Source organism: Falsihalocynthiibacter sp. S25ZX9 (genome assembly GCF_041205405.1).
GTDB classification, from domain to species: Bacteria; Pseudomonadota; Alphaproteobacteria; order Rhodobacterales; family Rhodobacteraceae; genus Falsihalocynthiibacter; species Falsihalocynthiibacter arcticus.
In genome coordinates, this window is sequence record NZ_JBGFCD010000002.1 from 198,567 (window position 1) to 213,221 (window position 14,655).

A 14,655-nucleotide genomic window follows, 5' to 3' on the forward strand; every position below is an offset into this window, starting at 1 on the left:
TTAAGGAATTTGAGTAGGAAAAGAATATGTTTGGCATTCCCGGCAAAAACGCGGTCACGATGACCCCTTCAGCCATCGCACAGATTTCGCGTTTGATGGCGCGGGACGGGTCGGAAGGGCTGCGCATTGGGGTCAAAAAAGGCGGCTGTGCGGGCATGGAATATACGATGGAATATGTGTCCGAATTAAACCCGCATGACGAAGTGATCCGCGAGGGCGATGCCGTTGTGATGATCGCCCCAATGGCGCAAATGTTTCTTTTTGGAACCAAAATTGATTATGAAGTATCCTTGCTAGAAGCGGGTTTTAAATTCATCAATCCCAATGTTGTTGACGCCTGTGGTTGTGGAGAATCGATTAAATTCGCGGACGTAGAAGAGATGGCCGCGCAAGGTTTGACAATTCCCGGAGCTTAGGGCTTCGGGTTTTCCCACTGGGATTTCAAACCGCTTTGCCCTCCTGCATTGAAAAAATTCTGCAGGTTTTAAAGGCCACACTTCCCAACCCCGTCTTGATCCGCTAGCAATCTCCTCGGCCCGTTATAACATTTAACCGACTGGAGACTGCCAAAATGCGCAGAAAACTTGCCGCAGGAAATTGGAAAATGAACGGGACCGGTGCAAATCTGTCCGAGTTGGCTGACTTAGCGTCCCCCGAAAACATAGACGTTTTGATCTGTCCGCCCGCGCCTCTTGTGTCACGCGCGGCCCAAGCCAATGCCAAAATAGCAATCGGCGGCCAAGACTGCCACACCGCTCAGAATGGTGCGCATACAGGCGATGTATCGGCTGCAATGCTCGCCGATGCTGGCGCGACCTATGTTTTGACGGGGCACTCAGAGCGGCGCACGGATCATGGCGAAAGAAATGCAATTGTTGCTGCTAAAACTGCGGCGGCGTGGGATCAAAACCTCATTGCTGTTATTTGCATTGGCGAAACTTTGGCGCAACGTGAAGTGGGTGAAACCCTCGCTGTTATTGCAGATCAACTGACCCATTCCACCCCAAATGCTGCGACGGGTGGCAACACTGTGATCGCATACGAACCCGTATGGGCCATCGGGACAGGCCTTATCCCAACCCTTGAACAAATCGAAGAAGTCCATGATTTCATCCGCGCGGAACTTGCCAACCGCTTTGGCACAGAAACAGCGGAATCCATGCGCCTCCTGTACGGTGGCTCCGTAAAGCCCTCAAATGCTGAATATATATTCGCAACGTCCAATGTGGACGGGGCCCTCGTTGGCGGCGCTTCACTCAAGGCATCTGATTTCAACGGGATTATTTCGGCCCTTTCTCTGGCCTGACTTTAGACGAAACACGTCCTTACAAACGCAACCGCCGTGCCAAAGGCACGGCTACCGAATACCATGGGCGCGGCAGGTTTTGGCCTGCCGCGCCACCGCATTTGCGGTTAGTTGGTGATAATTTCCGGCCCCATCATCAGATCAGGCAAGAAGGTCGAAATGATCGGCACATAGGTCACGATAATCAGGAAGACGAACAACACCGCAAGGAACGGCAAAGCTGCGCGCACAACGCTCATCATCGGCATTCCCGCGACGCCGGACGTCACGAAAAGGTTCAGCCCAACTGGCGGTGTAATCATCCCAATTTCCATATTCACGACCATGATGATACCCAAGTGAATGGGATCAATCCCAAGTTCCATCGCGATTGGAAACACCAGTGGTGCGACGATCATCAAAAGACCGGACGGCTCCATAAATTGCCCCCCGATCAGAAGGATCACGTTCACGGCGACAAGGAACATAATGGGACCGAATCCAGCCGCAAGTATCGCCTTAGCCACGTTTTGGGGCACTTGCTCGTCTGTCAAAACATGCTTCAGGATCAAAGCCATCGAAATGATGAACATCAACGTTACCGTCAACTTACCTGCCTCAAAGAGCGCATCTCGCGTGTCACGGTGGAAAAAAGCCGTCACGAGTGTGTGCGGTTTTTTCAGCAGGCTTTGGTTTTTGCCTTCGCCCTCAGTTGCCAACGGTCCCATGTCGCGGTAAACGAAATTCGCGATCAAAAAGGCATAAACTGAGGCAACAGCGGCCGCCTCTGTGGGGGTAAATATCGCTGGATAAAGCCCAGGAACGCCATAAATACCGAGCATGATAACCGCAATCAAGGACAAACCCCAACCCGCCTCGTGAAAGCTAGCCCCGACTTCACGCCAACCAGCCCATTCGCCCTTCGGCATGTTCTTGATGCGCGCCATGACATAGATCGCGATCATGAGCATAAAGCCCGCCATCAGGCCTGGAATGACCCCCGCAAGGAACATCCGCCCGACGGAAACATCCACCGCAGCAGCATAGACAACCATCACAATTGATGGCGGGATCAAGATTCCAAGCGTTCCCGCATTACAAATCACGCCAGCGGCGAACTCTTTGGTATAACCCGCTTTGACCATCGCCCCGATCACAATGGAGCCAATGGCAACAACGGTCGCGGGGCTACTGCCCGAAAGCGCGGCAAAAATCATACAGGAGAACACCCCTGCAATCGCCAAACCGCCCCGCATATGCCCGACACAAGCGATCGAGAAGCGAATGATCCGCAACGCAACCCCTCCCGTGGACATGAAGGTTGAGGCCAAAATAAAGAACGGGATCGCGAGGAGCGTGCTGTGGCCCTCAAAGGCGCTGAACAAAGTCTGTGCGACGGAGGCCATGGAACTGTCTGAGAACCAGAGCAAAAACAGCACAGAACTCATCCCCAGAGAGATCGCAATTGGCACGCCGATCAACATCAGACCAACGACCATAATAAATAGAATTGAGACTTCCATTAGCCGTGCTCCCCAAGGCGTTCCCGCACTTCTGCGATTTCATCTTCAACTTCGTGGCTGGCCACAATCCGATCAATATCGCCCCGCCAAACCGAGACACCAACCTGAATATAGCGGAATAACAACAAGGCCATAGACAGCGGAAGGACCATGTAGGGCACGAGGCGCGGTAATTTTTCATACGCGACGCCTTCGTTAAAAAAGCCCTCCATCCAGCCTAGAAATGCGGGATGTGGGATGTCGTTGGTTTCGTACCAACCTTTGCCACGGAACGAGTCTTCAAAACCCAGTGGGAACCAGCGTCCGTTTGTGCCCGGAAGGTTGGCGAAGTTCGCCCAGTAATCCCACGCGCCTTTGAGCATCAAGAACGAGAAAACGATGCAAATTGTGATAGAAATCAGCGCCAACGTTCGGCGTCCTTTGGCTGGAAATAGGTTGATAACGGCATCAACCCCTAGATGCGCGCCTTTTTTTACCGCATAGGATGCGCCGAGCAAGACAAGCCACCCAAAGAGGAAAACCGTCGACTCAAGCGCCCATAGAATATTGCCGTCCATTTGGCGGACCACGACATTGGCGAAAGTAATGAGAGTCATTGCCCCTAGAATAATTGCGATTAACGTTTCTTCTATTTCATCAATTAGGCTTGTGCCTTTATTGGAATGCATGTCCCCGCCCCCCGTTTTACCGCACTTGGCGGAAATTTAGATGGAAAAAGGGCGCGAAAAGCCGAGGCTCTCCGCGCCAGAAGTTCTTATAGACCTGCGTTGATCGCCTGTGCTGCGTCGATATTTTCTTGTCCAACGTCGCCTGAGAATTGCTCCCAAACTGGCTTCATTGCTTCGACCCAAATGGCACGTTGCTCAACTGTGAGTTCGCGAACTTCACTCCCCGCAGCAATAACGCTGGCTTTGGCTTCTTCGTTCAACATTGTCGCTTCGGCATTCCGTGTGATGGTCACTTCCTCAAGGATTGTAAGGAGTTGGTCCCGCACGTCAGCATCCAAACTATCGAGCCAATCCACAGACGCTACGACCATATAGTCGAGAATGCCGTGGTTGGTTTCGGTGATACCGTCCTGAACTTCAAAAAACTTCTTGCCGAAGATGTTGGTCCAAGTGTTTTCTTGACCATCCACAACGCCCTGTTGCAACGCGCCGTAAACTTCTGCAAAAGCCATTTTCTGTGGAGAAGCGCCGATGGCATCCATTTGCGCAACAAGCACGTCGCTTGATTGCACCCGGAATTTTAGGCCTTCCGCATCCGTTGGCAAAATAAGCGGTTTGTTCGCGGACAGTTGCTTCATACCATTGTGCCAGAATTGAAGCCCTTGAAGGCCACGGTTTTGCATGGAGTCCTTCATCGCTTGGCCCGCATCTGAGAATTGAAATTCGTCAACGGCGGCGACGCTTTTGAACATGAAGGGTAGATCGAAAATGCGGTATTGCTTGGTGAACTTCTCAAATTTTGAGAGGCTCGGCGCGGCCAGTTGGACATCGCCTTGCAGCATCGCTTCTAGAACTTTGTTGTCATCATACAGCGTGGAATTCGGATAGACTTCCATACAGGCGACGCCGTTCATTTCTTCATTCACGCGGCTTTCTAGCAACGAAGCGGCGATCCCTTTCGGGTGGTTCACGGCGGCGGTTACGTGCGCGAATTTGATGACGATTTCGCCTTCTTCACAGCTCGCTGCGGCAGCGTTAGCGGTAAAAGATGCGGCCACGATTGCGGCAGTTGCAGTAATAAATTTCATGCGGGGGCTCCTCCCAAAGTCCGATTATGTTGGCTCGAATGAACCATGCCACACCAAACACGCGCAGACAGTGCACGTTCAAGGAAAAATATTTCCGCGGGTCCCTTTAGGAAAGAGTGATTAAAAAACAATGCGTTATATCTCCAAAAATATCATCTATTCTAATTGCGCTCCTCAAATTGGCGAAATTCCACACACCGTCAAAACCGAACTGTGCGGTTTTTCACACAGATTTATCGATACACTTCCGCACGAATCCCGTGACGCGTTAACTTATCGTATAATGTCTTGCGAGGCAGTTTCAAAACCCGTGCGACTTCACTGGCGTTGCCTTTGTACTTGCGCAGCGCCTCGGTCAACAACGAGCGCTCGACACGCGACAACTGCTCAGCAAGGCCCAGATCATCCGCAACTTCGACCTCGGCAAACCCCATTGCAAACCGCATTGCCGCATTCATCAAGGCGCGCGCATTCCCCGGCCATTCCTGCGCCATAAGGCGTGCGATAACCTCCGGAGTGATTTCAGGGACCGGCAGCGCAGCCTGTTCGCAAGCCAACAGCACATAATTGCGAAACAGCACGGGGATGTCCTCCGGGCGCTCGCGCAGGCTTGGAATACGCACGCGCATCACATCGAGGCGAAAAAACAGCTCCTCATTAAACCGTCCATGTTCGACATACTCGGACAGATCTTTGTACGTGCCCGCCAAAATTCGTGCCCCCGTACCCTGCTCCATATGCTGCAAAAGCGCGAACTGCGTTGCGGGCGGCAAGGATGCAATACCGTCAATAAACAGGCTTCCGTCTTTTGCTTGAGCCAACGCGCCTTTCAGCGCATCGACGCTCAACTCCGAAGCTGCAATTTTATCAAAGGTCGACATCGCAACGTTGGATAACAGGTGGATCACTTCTGCCACTTTGGACGTGCCCGAACCTGTCACACCTGCGATCAACACATCCGCGTTGGTTGCCGCAACGATGCGCACGCGGTTTCGCAACTCATCCGCCGGCTTTGATTGTCCAAAGAGCATCCGCTCCGCTGCATCCCCCTTTTCTAGCTGCTGTTTTAGACGACGGTTTTCAAGTACGAGACTGCGCGTGCGTAATGCTTTTTGGACAGCGAGCACTAGGTCTTGGGGCGCACAGGGTTTTTCAATAAAATCGAACGCGCCCGCCGAAATACCCCGCACAGCCATCGGCACATCGCCCTCGCCCGTCAGTAGGATAACTGGCAAATCGGGATCAATATTCTGGGTGTATTCCAAAAGGTGGAACCCATCTTTTCCTGGCATTCGAATATCGCTTAGTATAACTCCCTGAAAGCCCGCTGAAATGTGGTCTTTTGCTTCGATAAAACTTGCAGCAAGTGTCGGTACAAGATCGTTCAAGGCGAGTGTTTGCCCCAAAGCTTCGCGCACATGCGCATCGTCATCTACCAGCAAAACCCTTGAAATCACGCGCTTATTCCTCCTGCACACCGGTATGAACCGCCGCCAATTCCACAATGAATTCCGCGCCGCCTTCTGGATGGTTGCGCCCACGGATATTCCCCCCAAAGCTTTGGATCAAGCCATATGAGATACTTAACCCAAGCCCCATGCCTTCGGCGGCCCCAATTTTCTTGGTCGAATAAAACGGGTCGAAAATCTTCTCGGGGGCGTCAATTCCGGGGCCAAAGTCACGCAGATGGATACGGCAAGTCTCAGGTTGTGCGTCAATCCGAATGGATACTTTCTTAAGCGCGCTCGCGTCCATCGCATCCGCGGCATTGGCCAAAAGATTGGTCAAAACCTGCTGCAAACGCACCTCGCCACCGCGCGCCCAAATGCTGGTTTGGGGCCGTTGCCAATCCACAGCAATGCCCTCCCGCAAAAGTCTCTCTTCACTCATCTCCAAAACCGCATCAACAACGGAACAAATGTCGACATTGGTAATCGGCTCATATTCTTGCCGTGCAAACGCGCGTAGGTTTTTGATTATGCGCCCCATGCGGCGCGACAATTCACTAATCCTCGCGAGGTTTTGGCCTGCAACTTCGGTATTCCCCCGCTCCAAAAATACCTCGGCGTTTTCTGCAAACGAGCGAATGGCCATCAGTGGTTGGTTTAATTCGTGGCTAATCCCTGCCGACATTTCCCCAAGGGCGGTGAGTTTGCTAGCCTGAACGAGATCGGCTTGCGCCTGTTTCAAGGCGGATTCTGCCTCCTCGCGTTCGGTAATTTCACGGCGTAAATCCGTGTTCGCATTTGAGAGTTCTTGGGTGCGTAATTGGACCCGCCCCTCTAGCTCGGCTTTGGCTTCTGCTTCGACTGCCAAAAGGTCCGCCAACCCTCGCCTGCGCTCAGAGGCCAGATACAGAAACGCGCCAAACGTCACACAAAGCGCTGCCGCCACAAGTGCTTGAAGCCATGCATTTCGTTCTGCGGGCGCTGTGGAAATCAACACTTCGCCCGTCATCCCGATCACCGGTACGGGTTGCGTCAAATGCAAAGCCCGCGCAGGGATATACGGCCACCCATTTGTGCGCCAAATCTCATGGCCAGAAATAATCTGCGTAGAATGTTCAAGGAACGGATGCGGGTTCTCTAAGGGGATCAATGCGTTGCGTTCCCGAAACAGCAGTTCTGAACGGTTTGAAACAAAGACCACACCCGCCTCATCCGTGAAGAAGATCGCCTGCGGATCCCCTCGCCAATCACTCTCCTCAACGGCCTCGATATCGACTTTGACAACCACCGCGCCAAAGGGGGCACCTCCCGCGAGCAGCGGCGCAGAAAAATAGAAAATTCGCGCGCCTATATCCTCGATTAAAAAATGGGATGCCCCCAAGGCACCATCCATCGCACGCTGAAAATATGCCTTTGAGTTTTGGTTTCTCTCGTTGGTCTTTACCCCTTCAGAGCTTGCCAAAACCTCGCCATTAGCCCCCACCAAAAATATCTCAAGCGGGCCTGTTTTGTCCGCAGCTTCGAGCAAAACTGAAAAAGTGTCCGGATCAACTCCGCCCTTTGCAAGACTCAAAAGCGACGGATGATCTGCGAGCAAAACCCCAACTTGCTGAAACCTTTGCAACTCCCCCACCAACCGATCCGAAGCAAGCGAAAGGTCCGCGTGTCCACGTTCCGCCAGCGGCGTAAGGGCCGCCGTAAAAGCAAACCACCAAACCAGCGCCGAAAATCCGGTAACGGCACATAAATACGCGATAATTGCACCAAAACGACGTGGCATAGGCTCCCCTTTTGCCACAGGATAGGCATCCGCCCTTGCCTTGACCACCCGCATTTGAAAGGTTGGGTTTTCAACTTCACGAGGCTTCCATGAAAACACTTTCCCAATCGCCAACAGACCCCGCATTTGTTCAAGACCCCTATCCATTTTACGAACGCGCGCGGGAATGTGGCTCAATGTTTCATTGGACCGACTATGACATGCCCTGTGCTGTTTCCTATGCTGCAGTAAATGCGATCCTGCGCGACCGTCGTATGGGCCGCGAAGTTCCAGCCGAAATGGCTGTTGCCCCCCCTGCCCATCAGGCTGGATTTTGGGCTATCGAGAACCACTCGATGTTGGAATTGGAGCCGCCGCGTCACACCCGCTTGCGCGGCCTCGTTTTACGCGCCTTCACCAGTCGCCGCATTGCCTCTTTGGGGCCAGAAATCGCTCAGCTTGCACATGAGTTAATCGACCGCTTGCCTGAGGGGGAATTTGACCTCATCAAGCATTTTGCCGAACCCCTTCCCGTCATCGTTATCGCGCGATTTTTAGGCGTGCCAGAAGAGCGCGCACCTGACCTCCTCGCTTGGTCCCACGCGATTGTTGGCATGTATAAAGCGGGGCGTACCACGGAAGACGAAATTGCGGCGGCAACTGCAGGCCGCGCGTTTTCTGACTTCTTGCGCGACTATATCGCTTTTCGGCGTGACAAACCCCAAGACGATTTGATTACCCACCTGATTGCCGCAGAAGAAGACGGCGAAAAACTGTCAACCGACGAGCTAATTGCGACCTGTGTTTTATTGCTAAACGCGGGGCATGAGGCAACGGTTCATACGTTAGGTAACGGCCTCAAAGCCATGCTACAGAACGATTTTTCGGCAGAGGTGGTGACGTCAGATACGATCGAAAAAACCGTCGAAGAAATGCTCCGTTATGACCCGCCCCTGCATATGTTTACGCGATATGTTTATGAAGATGTCGACATTGGCCCGCATAGGTTTTCGCGCGGGGATCGCATCGCCTGCCTGCTCGCCGCGGCAAACCGCGACCCGCAAAGATGGGAGGCCGCAGACCAATTCCAGCCACAACGCTTCAAACAAGTTAACGCAAGTTTCGGGGCTGGCGCGCATTTCTGCATCGGCGCACCCCTTGGCCGGTTGGAGCTGCAAACGTCGCTCCCGATTTTGTTTGAACGCATGCCGAATTTGGCACTCGCCCAAAAGCCGAAATACGCGCCGATCTACCATTTCCGCGGTTTGGACCGCCTCATGTTAACGCGCTGACGCCTGCAATGAGCACCGCCGCCGAGGAAGGCTCGATGCCTTTCTCGGCGGCTCTTCGGCAAAACCCTAAAGCGGCAACATCGTTGTCGATTTGATCTCTTCCATCGAAAGCAGCGCCGTCACATTGTAAATGCGCACTTCCGAAATCAGGGCTTGGTAAAACACATCATAAGCCCGCGCATTCTTGACCCGCACTTTTAGAATATAATCGATCTCGCCCGCGAGGCGATGCGCTTCTTGCACTTCGGGACGTTCAAGCAGCGCCTTCAGGAAGGCCTGCTGCCACTCCCCTTCATGCTCTGACGTGCGGATTAGAACAAAGAAGCAGGCTTCAAACCCAAGCGCCTCCGCATCAAGAACCACCGTTTGCTGGCCGATGATTTTGGCCTCCCTCATTTTCTTGATACGATTCCAAACCGGTGTCTTGGAACTACCCACTTTCGTCGCGATATCATCCAAAGACTGCGCAGCATCGCGCTGCAGCTCACTCAGGATTTTCCGATCTACATCATCCAAACGGACAGCCATCCCAATTCCTTCCTAATTCCAGAACTCATGTTCTTCTGCGCGCGACAATCGGAACATTCTTCCTTATTAGCAAGAGGGCATAGCAATAATTAGGGAAAATATCCTATATTAGAGGTCAGTATCAACGTATTTAGACGCAATCTCAAAATTCGTTTGAGTTTGAGGCCATAAAACCTCGCGTCCCCGAACCAAAGGAGCTTCTGTAATGGCCCGTGCTTTTACGCCAAAAGTTGTCACCGCCAATGAACTCATCTCTGGGGATGTGGTCTATCTCAGCGCCGATGGCAAATGGGTGCACCGGCATGCAGATGCCGAACTTATTACCGACGAAGTGCGCGCTGCGGTGCGCCTTCAATTGGCCGAAGCTCAAGTAGGTCAGATTGTCGGGGCCTACCTTGCGGATGCTGTCGCAAGCGATGCGGGCCCCGTCCCTGTCCACTTCCGCGAAGAATTTCGCGCAGCTGGCCCCTCAAACTACAACCACGGAAAACAGGCGGAGCTCCCAAATGTATAAGTACAACGATTTTGACGAAGCTTTCCTGCGCGCACGCACCGCACAATTCCGCAAACAAGTTGAACGTCGCATTTCGGGCAGCCTCACAGAGGACGAATTCAAACCCCTACGTTTGATGAACGGTCTCTATCTCCAGCTTCACGCCTATATGCTGCGCGTGGCCATCCCCTACGGCTCGCTTTCCTCCACGCAAATGGACCAGCTCGCTTATATTGCCGACACGTGGGACAAAGGCTATGGCCACTTTACCACGCGTCAGAACATCCAATACAACTGGCCCAAACTGTCGGACGTGCCAGATATGCTCGACGCGCTGGCCGATGTGCAAATGCACGCGAACCAGACCTCCGGCAACACCATTCGCAACGTCACCAGCGACCCGTTTGCGGGGGCTGCTGTTGACGAAATCGAAGACCCACGTCCCGTCGCCGAGCTTTTGCGTCAATGGTCCACCGACCACCCCGAGTTTCAATTCTTGGGCCGCAAGTTCAAGATCGCAGTTGGCGCAAGCAAAGCGGATCGCGCGGTTCTGAAATCTCACGATTTGGCGGTCAATATCGTTGAAAATGACGCTGGAGAAACAGGCTATCAAATCCTCATAGGGGGTGGCCTTGGCCGCACGCCAATGGTGGGTAAGGTCCTTAACGACTTCTTGCCGCGCGAGGTTTTGTTGCCCTATGTTGAGGCTGTCCTTTCCGTTTATAACCTCTTGGGACGTCGGGATAATAAATACAAAGCTCGCCTAAAAATCACGGTCCACGAAAATGGCCTCGATACCATTCGTGCCCTCGTAGAAGAGCGTTTCGCCGAATTGCGCCCAACCTTTGCGGGTGGCGATCAAGCTTTGCTTACTGAAATCGCGACGTATTTTGCCCCCCCGATCTATTCAGACGCGCCGGACGACGCCTATGATGCTGCTTACAACGCCGATCCATTGTTTCGCGCGTGGGCCGACACCAACTTGTCGCCACACAAACATTCCGGTTATGCTATCGCGACCATTTCGCTCAAGGCGCATGGCGAAACCCCCGGTGATGCAACCAGCGCGCAAATGCGGATTTTGGCACAGCTTGCACGCGACTTTGCGCACGATGAATTGCGCATCAGCCATGAGCAAAACGTGATCCTTCCGCATGTTCACAAACGTCACCTGCCGGTAATTCACGCCGAATTGCGCAAGGTTGGCTTGGCGACGGCCAACATCGGGTTGATTTCCGACATCATCGCTTGCCCCGGCATGGATTATTGCGCGCTTGCAACGGCACGCTCTATTCCTGTGGCGCAGAAAATTGCCACACGGTTTGACGAGTTGAAGTTGGAGCATGAAATCGGCGCGCTCAAAATCAAAATCTCGGGCTGCATCAATGCCTGTGGTCACCACCACGTGGGCCACATCGGCATCCTTGGTCTGGATCGCGCGGGCGTCGAAAACTACCAGATTACCCTTGGCGGCGACGGTACAGAAACAACCGTGATCGGCGAACGCGCAGGACCTGGATTTGCCTATGACGAGATTGTCCCAGCGATTGAACGTCTCATTATGGGTTATCTTGATTTGCGCCTAAACCACGATGAAACATTCCTCGCGACTTTCCGCCGCTTGGGCATGGCGCCGTTCAAAGAAGTGCTTTATCCGGAGGCTGCGAAGCGTAATGCTGCATGATCCACTGAACCTTTCGGTCGTAGAGCGGGTTGCGCAACTCAACACGCGCTATGCCCATCACGGCGCAACGGCGGTCCTTGAACGTGCGTTGAGCGACCCGCAAGTCGGACGTATTGGCTTGGTTTCATCCTTCGGGGCAGAATCTGTGGTGCTGTTGCACATGATTTCGATCATGGATCGCAGCACGCCGATCGTCTTTATCGACACAGAAATGCTCTTTACGGAAACGCTTGAGTATCAAATGGAGTTGTCCGAGCGTTTGCGTCTGACCAATGTGCAAGTCATCCGTGCGAGTGACGCCGATATCGCCGAGATCGATCCCGACGGCACACTTAATCAGCGCGATACGGACGCATGCTGTTCCCTGCGCAAAACGGAGCCCTTGCAAAAGGCATTGGGCGGATTTGACGCGTGGATTACAGGGCGCAAACGCTTTCAAGCGGGGAGCCGTGTCGCTCTGGATTTCTTTGAAAACGAAGATGACACGCGTATCAAAGTTAACCCTCTCGCTTATTGGGCGCCTGAAGATTTGCGGGCCTATATGGAAAACAACCGCCTGCCGCGCCATCCCTTAGTGGCCAAAGGCTACCCCTCGATTGGTTGTGCGCCCTGCACAAGCCCCGTCGCCGAAGGCGAAGATCCTAGATCGGGCCGTTGGCGCGGCCAAGAAAAGGTCGAATGCGGCATCCACTTTGTCGATGGCAAAATGGTGCGCGGCCCCCTACCTGTGGAACAAACCTCGGTCTCAGCGACCCAAGGAGCCGGACAATGACAGTACTGATTAACGACAGTGGCTTTGGAACCGACGATTGGGTCGATGCCTTTCTCACGCTCGAAGACCTTCCCGTTGCCAAAGGCGCTATCAATGTCGCCGTTGACCTTCCGAGCGATTGCGACCCTGCTAGCCTCGAGGGTCATTTGTCGGATATCGACATGATCCGCGTGGATTTTCCCTCCTCCGCCGATGGGCGCGGCTTCACCATCGCGCGCCGTTTGCGCTTGATGGGATTTGTGGGCCGCCTACGCGCCAAGGGGCATGTGATCTCGGATCAATACGCTATGGCCCGCCGCTCAGGTTTTGACGAAGTGGAAATTTCTGACGCCCTCGCGGCCCGTCAACCCGCCGAGGAGTGGGCGTTTCGCGTGAAATGGCAAGACCATGACTATCAGTCGCGGCTACGCGCCTAGAAACGCCGCACAAAATCCCTTATAGACCAGACACAGAGGGCAAAGCGCCGCTTTGCGATACAGATATGAATGAACAGGTAACCGTGACTGATACCCCCGTTAAACCCGTAAAAGCGCTCCCCAATGCGCAGACCGTTACTGCCGTAACACATTGGACGGATAGCCTTTTTTCCTTCCGCGTTACACGTCCCGCGTCGTTTCGTTTTCGCTCCGGTGAGTTTGTGATGATTGGCCTGATGGGCGACAACGGCAAGCCGCTTTTGCGCGCCTATTCCATTGCCTCCCCAAGCTGGGACGAGGAGTTGGAGTTCTATTCCATCAAGGTTCAGGACGGCCCACTCACGAGCAAATTGCAGCACATTAAGGTCGGCGACGAACTTATTTTGCGTCCCAAGCCAGTCGGCACCCTCGTGCATGACGCGCTTCTGCCAGGCAAACGTGTGTATTTCTTTGCGACGGGAACCGGCTTTGCCCCCTTCGCGAGTTTGATCCGCGACCCCGAGACCTATGAGAAATTCGACGAGATCATCCTAACGCATACGTGCCGCGAGGTCGCCGAGCTTGAGTATGGTCGTCAGTTGGTCGAGAGCCTTGAGGCGGACCCGTTGATTGGCGAAATGATCGAGGGCAAGTTGAAATACTACCCCACCACGACCCGCGAAGAGAGCCCCGTGATGGGCCGCGTTACCGATCATTTGAAATCTGGCGAAATCTTTGAGCGCTTGGGCATCCCCCCCCTTGATCCGGCAACCGACCGTGCGATGGTCTGTGGCTCAATGGGCCTCAACAAGGATATCACCGAAATTCTGGAAGCGGCAGGTTTGCGCGAAGGGGCCAATTCCGAACCTAAAGAGTTTGTGGTGGAAAAAGCCTTTGTTGGCTAACACCCCAAAATAAAAATAAAAAAAGCGCCGCGAGATCACTCTCACGGCGCTTTTTTTATGCGATTGCCGCGCAGTTAAGCGCGGCAGATTGCGATCAAAGTCCCAAAGCAGACTTCACTTGAGCAAGTGTAGCTTTCAAAAGATCAGGGTTGTTACTGGCGGCTTTCACCGTTGTTTTCAACGTGGTTTTTTGAACCACATCAAGGCTTGATCCGTCGATCATCGCATTGACTTTGTCGAGGTCGAAGCCTTCAGCCGACAATGGGTCAGCATCAGCCATATCAGTGGCAGCGTCGTCAGCAGCAGCTTCAACTTCGTCTGTCGCATCCGTTGCGGTATCTGTTGCGTCTGTAGCAGCATCCGTTGCGGCATCCGTTGTATCACTTGCAGCGTCCGTTACGGCTTCCACAGCATCATCCACCGCATCCGTTGCGGTTTCAGCAGCTTCTTCAGCCGCTTTTTCTACTGCTTCAGCAGCTTCTTCTGTCGCCTTTTGAGCGGCATCTGCGGCCACTTTTGCGGCCTCAGCGGCTTCTTCTGTAGCTTTCTTTGCAGCTTCAGCAGCTTCTTCCGAAGCTTCTTTTGCAGCTTCAGCAGCTTGCTCAGCGGCTTCTTTCGCAGCTTCTTGGTTGGAATAATAAGTATATCCACCCAATCCGGCGGCGATGATAAGTGCGGCAATAATCCAAGTTTTGTTCATCTCTATAATCCTTTAGATGCGGCATATAGCTGTGCATTTAGCATCAATTGGGGTCGGTGCAACAGCAATGAACGATTCATTCGACGAATCCGGCATCAGATCGCCCATTCCGCGC

Annotated in this window: 15 protein-coding genes; 8 read left to right on the forward strand and 7 right to left on the reverse strand. The window is 53.4% G+C overall.

Annotated features, from left to right (window positions below; all coding sequences use genetic code 11):
- Nucleotides 1-26: 26 nt before the first annotated feature.
- Nucleotides 27-416: an iron-sulfur cluster assembly accessory protein gene (locus AB9F29_RS03055; protein ID WP_039000467.1), complete on the forward strand. Its 390-nt coding sequence runs from the start codon at nucleotides 27-29 to the stop codon at nucleotides 414-416.
- A 155-nt stretch (nucleotides 417-571) separates the two neighbouring features.
- Entirely contained in the window at nucleotides 572-1,306 is a 735-nt protein-coding gene (gene tpiA / locus AB9F29_RS03060) for a triose-phosphate isomerase (RefSeq protein WP_369754545.1), read from the forward strand.
- A 107-nt stretch (nucleotides 1,307-1,413) separates the two neighbouring features.
- Here tpiA and AB9F29_RS03065 read toward each other — a convergent pair whose 3' ends face one another.
- The 5 genes from AB9F29_RS03065 to AB9F29_RS03085 form a co-directional block, all read right to left on the reverse strand.
- Entirely contained in the window at nucleotides 1,414-2,808 is a 1,395-nt protein-coding gene (locus AB9F29_RS03065; protein ID WP_369754546.1) for a TRAP transporter large permease, read from the reverse strand.
- Entirely contained in the window at nucleotides 2,808-3,476 is a 669-nt protein-coding gene (locus AB9F29_RS03070; RefSeq protein ID WP_335585478.1) for a TRAP transporter small permease, read from the reverse strand. The genes AB9F29_RS03065 and AB9F29_RS03070 overlap by 1 nt, the downstream gene beginning before the upstream one ends.
- Before the next feature lie 86 nt (nucleotides 3,477-3,562).
- Nucleotides 3,563-4,564, reverse strand: coding sequence for a DctP family TRAP transporter solute-binding subunit (locus tag AB9F29_RS03075; protein WP_039000473.1), 1,002 nt, complete (start codon nucleotides 4,562-4,564; stop codon nucleotides 3,563-3,565).
- 233 nt (nucleotides 4,565-4,797) lie between these two features.
- Nucleotides 4,798-6,021 carry a sigma-54-dependent transcriptional regulator gene (locus AB9F29_RS03080; RefSeq protein ID WP_369754547.1) on the reverse strand — a complete coding sequence of 408 codons (1,224 nt, stop codon included), beginning with the start codon at nucleotides 6,019-6,021 and terminating at the stop codon, nucleotides 4,798-4,800.
- Between the two features lie 4 nt (nucleotides 6,022-6,025).
- On the reverse strand, nucleotides 6,026-7,792 hold the full coding sequence (locus AB9F29_RS03085) for an ATP-binding protein (RefSeq protein ID WP_369754548.1): 1,767 nt from the start codon (nucleotides 7,790-7,792) through the stop codon (nucleotides 6,026-6,028).
- A gap of 89 nt (nucleotides 7,793-7,881) precedes the next feature.
- Between AB9F29_RS03085 and AB9F29_RS03090 the strand changes: the two genes are divergently transcribed.
- Nucleotides 7,882-9,063 (forward strand): cytochrome P450, encoded by a 1,182-nt coding sequence (locus AB9F29_RS03090; RefSeq protein WP_335585482.1) that lies wholly within the window; start codon nucleotides 7,882-7,884, stop codon nucleotides 9,061-9,063.
- A gap of 66 nt (nucleotides 9,064-9,129) precedes the next feature.
- On the opposite strand, the gene AB9F29_RS03095 is transcribed toward AB9F29_RS03090, so the two are convergent.
- Nucleotides 9,130-9,591 (reverse strand): Lrp/AsnC family transcriptional regulator, encoded by a 462-nt coding sequence (locus AB9F29_RS03095; protein WP_335585483.1) that lies wholly within the window; start codon nucleotides 9,589-9,591, stop codon nucleotides 9,130-9,132.
- A gap of 205 nt (nucleotides 9,592-9,796) precedes the next feature.
- Between AB9F29_RS03095 and AB9F29_RS03100 the strand changes: the two genes are divergently transcribed.
- The 5 genes from AB9F29_RS03100 to AB9F29_RS03120 all read left to right on the forward strand — a co-directional run bounded on the left by AB9F29_RS03100 (nucleotide 9,797) and on the right by AB9F29_RS03120 (nucleotide 13,840).
- Nucleotides 9,797-10,105, forward strand: coding sequence for a DUF2849 domain-containing protein (locus AB9F29_RS03100; RefSeq protein WP_369754549.1), 309 nt, complete (start codon nucleotides 9,797-9,799; stop codon nucleotides 10,103-10,105).
- On the forward strand, nucleotides 10,098-11,768 hold the full coding sequence (locus AB9F29_RS03105; protein WP_369754550.1) for a nitrite/sulfite reductase: 1,671 nt from the start codon (nucleotides 10,098-10,100) through the stop codon (nucleotides 11,766-11,768). The genes AB9F29_RS03100 and AB9F29_RS03105 overlap by 8 nt, the downstream gene beginning before the upstream one ends.
- Entirely contained in the window at nucleotides 11,758-12,540 is a 783-nt protein-coding gene (locus tag AB9F29_RS03110; protein ID WP_335585486.1) for a phosphoadenylyl-sulfate reductase, read from the forward strand. The genes AB9F29_RS03105 and AB9F29_RS03110 overlap by 11 nt, the downstream gene beginning before the upstream one ends.
- Nucleotides 12,537-12,956 carry a DUF934 domain-containing protein gene (locus AB9F29_RS03115; protein WP_335585487.1) on the forward strand — a complete coding sequence of 140 codons (420 nt, stop codon included), beginning with the start codon at nucleotides 12,537-12,539 and terminating at the stop codon, nucleotides 12,954-12,956. The genes AB9F29_RS03110 and AB9F29_RS03115 overlap by 4 nt, the downstream gene beginning before the upstream one ends.
- Before the next feature lie 65 nt (nucleotides 12,957-13,021).
- Nucleotides 13,022-13,840, forward strand: coding sequence for a ferredoxin--NADP(+) reductase (locus tag AB9F29_RS03120; RefSeq protein WP_039000481.1), 819 nt, complete (start codon nucleotides 13,022-13,024; stop codon nucleotides 13,838-13,840).
- Between the two features lie 94 nt (nucleotides 13,841-13,934).
- Here AB9F29_RS03120 and AB9F29_RS03125 read toward each other — a convergent pair whose 3' ends face one another.
- Nucleotides 13,935-14,540 carry a hypothetical protein gene (locus AB9F29_RS03125; protein ID WP_369754551.1) on the reverse strand — a complete coding sequence of 202 codons (606 nt, stop codon included), beginning with the start codon at nucleotides 14,538-14,540 and terminating at the stop codon, nucleotides 13,935-13,937.
- Between the last annotated feature and the right edge of the window lie 115 nt (nucleotides 14,541-14,655).

Excerpts from the sequence above, each read along its gene's own strand:
- AB9F29_RS03055 (WP_039000467.1), top strand. The coding sequence starts at position 27 with ATGTTTGGCATTCCCGGCAAAAACGCGGTCACGATGACCCCTTCAGCC.
- tpiA (WP_369754545.1), top strand. The coding sequence starts at position 572 with ATGCGCAGAAAACTTGCCGCAGGAAATTGGAAAATGAACGGGACCGGT.
- AB9F29_RS03065 (WP_369754546.1), bottom strand. The coding sequence starts at position 2,808 with ATGGAAGTCTCAATTCTATTTATTATGGTCGTTGGTCTGATGTTGATC.
- AB9F29_RS03070 (WP_335585478.1), bottom strand. The coding sequence starts at position 3,476 with ATGCATTCCAATAAAGGCACAAGCCTAATTGATGAAATAGAAGAAACG.
- AB9F29_RS03075 (WP_039000473.1), bottom strand. The coding sequence starts at position 4,564 with ATGAAATTTATTACTGCAACTGCCGCAATCGTGGCCGCATCTTTTACC.
- AB9F29_RS03085 (WP_369754548.1), bottom strand. The coding sequence starts at position 7,792 with ATGCCACGTCGTTTTGGTGCAATTATCGCGTATTTATGTGCCGTTACC.
- AB9F29_RS03090 (WP_335585482.1), top strand. The coding sequence starts at position 7,882 with ATGAAAACACTTTCCCAATCGCCAACAGACCCCGCATTTGTTCAAGAC.
- AB9F29_RS03095 (WP_335585483.1), bottom strand. The coding sequence starts at position 9,591 with ATGGCTGTCCGTTTGGATGATGTAGATCGGAAAATCCTGAGTGAGCTG.
- AB9F29_RS03100 (WP_369754549.1), top strand. The coding sequence starts at position 9,797 with ATGGCCCGTGCTTTTACGCCAAAAGTTGTCACCGCCAATGAACTCATC.
- AB9F29_RS03105 (WP_369754550.1), top strand. The coding sequence starts at position 10,098 with ATGTATAAGTACAACGATTTTGACGAAGCTTTCCTGCGCGCACGCACC.
- AB9F29_RS03110 (WP_335585486.1), top strand. The coding sequence starts at position 11,758 with ATGCTGCATGATCCACTGAACCTTTCGGTCGTAGAGCGGGTTGCGCAA.
- AB9F29_RS03115 (WP_335585487.1), top strand. The coding sequence starts at position 12,537 with ATGACAGTACTGATTAACGACAGTGGCTTTGGAACCGACGATTGGGTC.
- AB9F29_RS03120 (WP_039000481.1), top strand. The coding sequence starts at position 13,022 with ATGAATGAACAGGTAACCGTGACTGATACCCCCGTTAAACCCGTAAAA.
- AB9F29_RS03125 (WP_369754551.1), bottom strand. The coding sequence starts at position 14,540 with ATGAACAAAACTTGGATTATTGCCGCACTTATCATCGCCGCCGGATTG.